4 protein-coding genes are annotated in these 3,889 nt (G+C 71.3%); 1 reads left to right on the top strand and 3 read right to left on the bottom strand.

Annotated features, from left to right (window positions below):
* Window positions 1-42: 42 nt before the first annotated feature.
* On the bottom strand, window positions 43-789 hold the full coding sequence (locus tag EIO58_RS14080; protein WP_127820063.1) for a LuxR C-terminal-related transcriptional regulator: 747 nt from the start codon (window positions 787-789) through the stop codon (window positions 43-45).
* Window positions 777-2,042 carry a sensor histidine kinase gene (locus EIO58_RS14075; protein WP_127820062.1) on the bottom strand — a complete coding sequence of 422 codons (1,266 nt, stop codon included), beginning with the start codon at window positions 2,040-2,042 and terminating at the stop codon, window positions 777-779. Before EIO58_RS14075 ends, EIO58_RS14080 begins: the two co-directional genes overlap by 13 nt.
* A 114-nt stretch (window positions 2,043-2,156) precedes the next feature.
* Here EIO58_RS14075 and EIO58_RS14070 point away from each other — a divergent pair, with 114 nt between their 5' ends.
* On the top strand, window positions 2,157-2,846 hold the full coding sequence (locus tag EIO58_RS14070; protein ID WP_127820061.1) for a pentapeptide repeat-containing protein: 690 nt from the start codon (window positions 2,157-2,159) through the stop codon (window positions 2,844-2,846).
* 12 nt (window positions 2,847-2,858) lie between these two features.
* Here EIO58_RS14070 and EIO58_RS14065 read toward each other — a convergent pair.
* Window positions 2,859-3,889, bottom strand: a 1,031-nt coding sequence (locus EIO58_RS14065; protein WP_240658863.1) for a cytochrome b/b6 domain-containing protein, incomplete at its 5' end; no start/stop codon positions are given.

The raw sequence follows: 3,889 nt of genomic DNA, 5'->3' as shown, positions 1-3,889 counted from the left end.
CGGGCGTTCCGGGGGCGGGCGGAGGCGGCGTGACGGTCGTGCTCATCGGTTCGTTCCTGTCTGCGGCGCGCGGCCGCTCGATGTCGTTCCGGTCGGCGGGTTCGGGCCGCCCCGCGGTGGAGCGGGCGGGGGCGGGACCGGGCTGCCGTGTTCGAGGTGCGCCAGGACGGCGAGGACCCTGCGGTTTCCGGATTCGTCGGGTTCGAGCTCGAGCTTCTGGAAGACCGCGGTGATGTGCTTCTCGACGCTCCCCTCGGAGACGTTCAGCGTCCGCGCAATGGCCTGGTTCGAGCGTCCCTCTGCGATGAGCGCGAGCACCGCGGCTTCGCGGTCGGTCAGCCGCAGCATCCGCTCGTCTCTCGTCCGGCGGCTGAGGAGCTGGGCCACGACCTCCGGATCGAGCACGGTCGCTCCCGCCGCGATGCGCTCGACGGCGTCGAGGAAGTCCCCGACGTCGGCGACGCGATCCTTCAGGAGGTATCCCAGCGCACCACCGCTGGAGGCGATCAGGTCGGCGGCGTAGCGCTCCTCGACGTACTGCGAGAGCACGAGCACGGCGAGATCCGGCAGCCGCGTCCGCAGCGACAGCGCCGCGCGGATGCCCTCGTCGGTCCATCGCGGCGGCAGCCGCACATCGATGATGCAGAGCTCGGGAGCCGTCTCATCCACCGTCTCGTCGAGTCGAGAGGCGTCGGGGAGCGCCGCGACGACGTCGTGGCCGGCGTCTTCGAGCACCCGCACGAGTCCCGCGCGCAGAAGGGCGGAGTCCTCGCAGATCAGGATGCGCACGGGATGCTCACCTCCACGCTGGTGGGCCCGCCGACCGGGCTGTCGATGCGCGCCTCGCCGCCTGCCGCGATCACCCGGTTCACGATGCCGTCGAGCCCGCCCCCCGGCACGATGCGCGCGCCGCCCACGCCGTTGTCTTCGACGCGAGCCCACAGCACCCCGGGCTCGCGCAGCCGCCCCACCAGGCGCACCTCGGTCGCGCGGGAGTGCTTCGTGGCGTTCGTGAGCGCCTCGGCGATCGCGAAGTACGCGGCCGCCTCTGCGTTGCGACTGCAGCGCCCGTCCAGCCGGACATCCATGTGCACCGGGATCACCGACCGGCCGACCAGCGCAGAGAGCGCCGCATCCAGACCGCGGTCGTCCAGGACGGACGTGTGGATGCCGCGGGCCAGCTGCCGGAGCTCCGTGATGGCCGCCTTCGTCGAGGTGTGCGCCTCCGAGATCAGGGCCTTGGCGGCGTTCGGGTCGGCATCGATCTTCTGCTGCGCGAGGCCGAGCGTCATTCCGACCGACACCAGCCGCGGCTGCACGCCGTCGTGGAGGTCGCGTTCGATGCGCGATCGCTCGACGTCGGCGGCGCGGACGGCGCCGGCGTGCTGCACGGTCGAGGTGCGGACGGCCTCGGCGAGCTGCGCCTCGCGCGAGGGCACCAGGATCGCGCGGGCGATGACTCCGTGCAGCACGCCCAGTCCGATGAGGGCCGCCGCCGACGCCAGCACCGCGAGGAGGCCGACCGGGATGCTCCAGGCCAGCGGCACTTCGATGCCCGTGCGCGCGAGCCGCACAGCGGAGGACTGCGCGAACAGGGGCGAGAAGGTCAGCACGACCCCCGACGCCATCAGGCCTGCGAGCGCGACGACGACCCAGCCGAGGACCGACGCGATCGCGATGTTCGCGATCGCACGCCAGGTCGTGGGGTTGATCGCCTGCAGCCACACCGTGCGGACGAAGCCGCCGAAGCCGGCCCGACCGCTGGTTCGCGGGTGGGGTGCGGTCAGTCCGAAGCCGTACAGCCCCTCCACCCGCTGCGTCTCGAGCCAGCCGAGCGCGAACAGCACGTACACGAGTGCGACGAGCACGAGCAGCCCGATGCCGAGGATGAACAGGAGCCCGAGCCCGAGCCCGAGCATCGAGAGCACGATGGTGAGGAGGACGGGGCCCACGACGCCGAGCACGGCGAGCTGCGCAACGGCGCCCGCAACCTGCGCCGGGCGCGTCACCGGATGAGCGGGAGGAGAGGCCGAGGAGGTCATGTCCCCACGGTAGGGGTGCACGGGTTCCTCGCGCGCCCGAGCCATCCGGAGACTTCCGTTCGGGTTATCCCCCGCCCGCGCGCGGTGTCGGCGCCACGAGCTAGGGTGGCCGCGATGACCAAGCGCTCCGCGCGGCCCGGCAGGCCACAGGGCACCGAGCCGCCGTCCTTCGACTTCGACGGGTCGCGGCTCACCGGCCTGGCCGCCGGCGACTCCGGCATGTTCGCATCGGAGCAGTTCGAGGGCACCGCCTACGCCGGCATCGCGCTCGACGAGTGGCAGATCGGCGTCGGGACGACGATCGACGGATGCCGCTTCACGAAGCTCGAGCTCGACTCGTGGACGCTCCGCGGCGCACGCATCGTCGAGTCCGTGTTCGATGGCGTCGACGTTCCGGTGGTGACGGCCGCCCGCGCCGGACTGCGCGATGTCGAGATCCGCGACAGCAGGTTCGGATCCGTCGAGGCCTACGACGGCGCGTGGCGCGGCATCCGGTTCACCCGCTGCAGGCTCGGATTCGTGAACCTGCGCGCGACCGATCTGCTCGACGTCGCATTCCAGGACTGCACGATCGACGAGATCGACCTGCTCGACGCGACGGCTCGCCGAGTCGCGTTCGGGGGCTGCCGGATCGGCGCGCTGAATGTCGGCGGCGCCAGCCTCACCGACGTCGACCTGCGCGGCGCCGACCTGCGAGAAGTCGTGGGGTTGGCGGGCCTGCGTGGCGCGACGATCTCGCCCGAGCAGCTTCAGCTCATGGCTCCCGCGCTCGCCGAACTGGCGGGCCTTCGCGTCGAGGACTGACGGCTCAGCCGATCAGCGACCCGAGACCTTGCCGAACAGGCGCGCGATCGGGGCGAGCACGAGGGGCCGGGCGGCGATCCACGCGGCGGCGATGACCACGAGCGAGGCGACGAGGAGCCAGAACCCGGTCCAGTTCGCGGCGTAGGCGTCGGGATCGTGGGACCCCTGCGCGGCGTACATGTGGTTGAGGTTGCGCAGAGCTCCGGTGGCGAACACCAGGAACACGTGCACCGCAATGAAGGCGACGAAGTACAGCATCACTGGGAAGTGGATCGCGCGTGCCCATTCCACCGGGTAGGCCTTGTTCAGGGCCGTGGCGTTCTTCGGCCACACCCCCGACATCCGCACGCCGGTGATCGCGGCGAGCGGGGCGGCGAGGAACACGGTGACGAAGTACGCCAGCTGCTGCAGCGAGTTGTAGTTGACCCAGCCGTTCTCGGTGGGCCAGTCCAGTGAGACGTACTGCAGCCCGGCGCTGAGCGCGTTGGGGAACACCTCCCACGAGGTGGGAACGATCCGCATCCACTGCCCGGTGACGAACAGCAGCACCACGAAGATCGCGCCGTTGGCCAGCCACAGGATGTCGAGCGACTGGTGCAACCACAGGTTCATGCTGATCTTGCGCTTGGCGTTGGTGCGCGGCGACCAGAACACGGTGGGCCGCTTCTCGGTGCGCACCTGCAGCCCCGACCGGATGATCAGCACCATCAGGAACACGTTGAAGAAGTGCTGCCACCCCAGCCACGCCGGGAATCCGACCGGTGCACCCGCGGGCAGGTGGTACTCACCCGGGTACGCGGCGAGGAAGTCCTGACCCCACGGCATCGACAGCAGCCACCGCACGAACACGACCGCCAGCGCCGCCGCGACCAGGAGCCCGCCACCGCCGACGACGACAGCGCCTGCCCACTGCACCTTGGTGAACGGTCCGATCCGGTCCGGCTCGACCTTCGGCTCGGGCCGCGTGCGGGCCGCGGCGCCCGGCCACACCGTGGCCGTGAACGGCAGCGGCTGCGCGAGGGGCACCCCCGACGGGGTCGCCG

This window comes from Microbacterium sp. CPCC 204701, assembly GCF_004010105.1.
In the GTDB taxonomy this organism is placed as follows: Bacteria; Actinomycetota; Actinomycetes; order Actinomycetales; family Microbacteriaceae; genus Microbacterium.
This window is presented reverse-complemented; position numbering and strand designations above follow the sequence as displayed.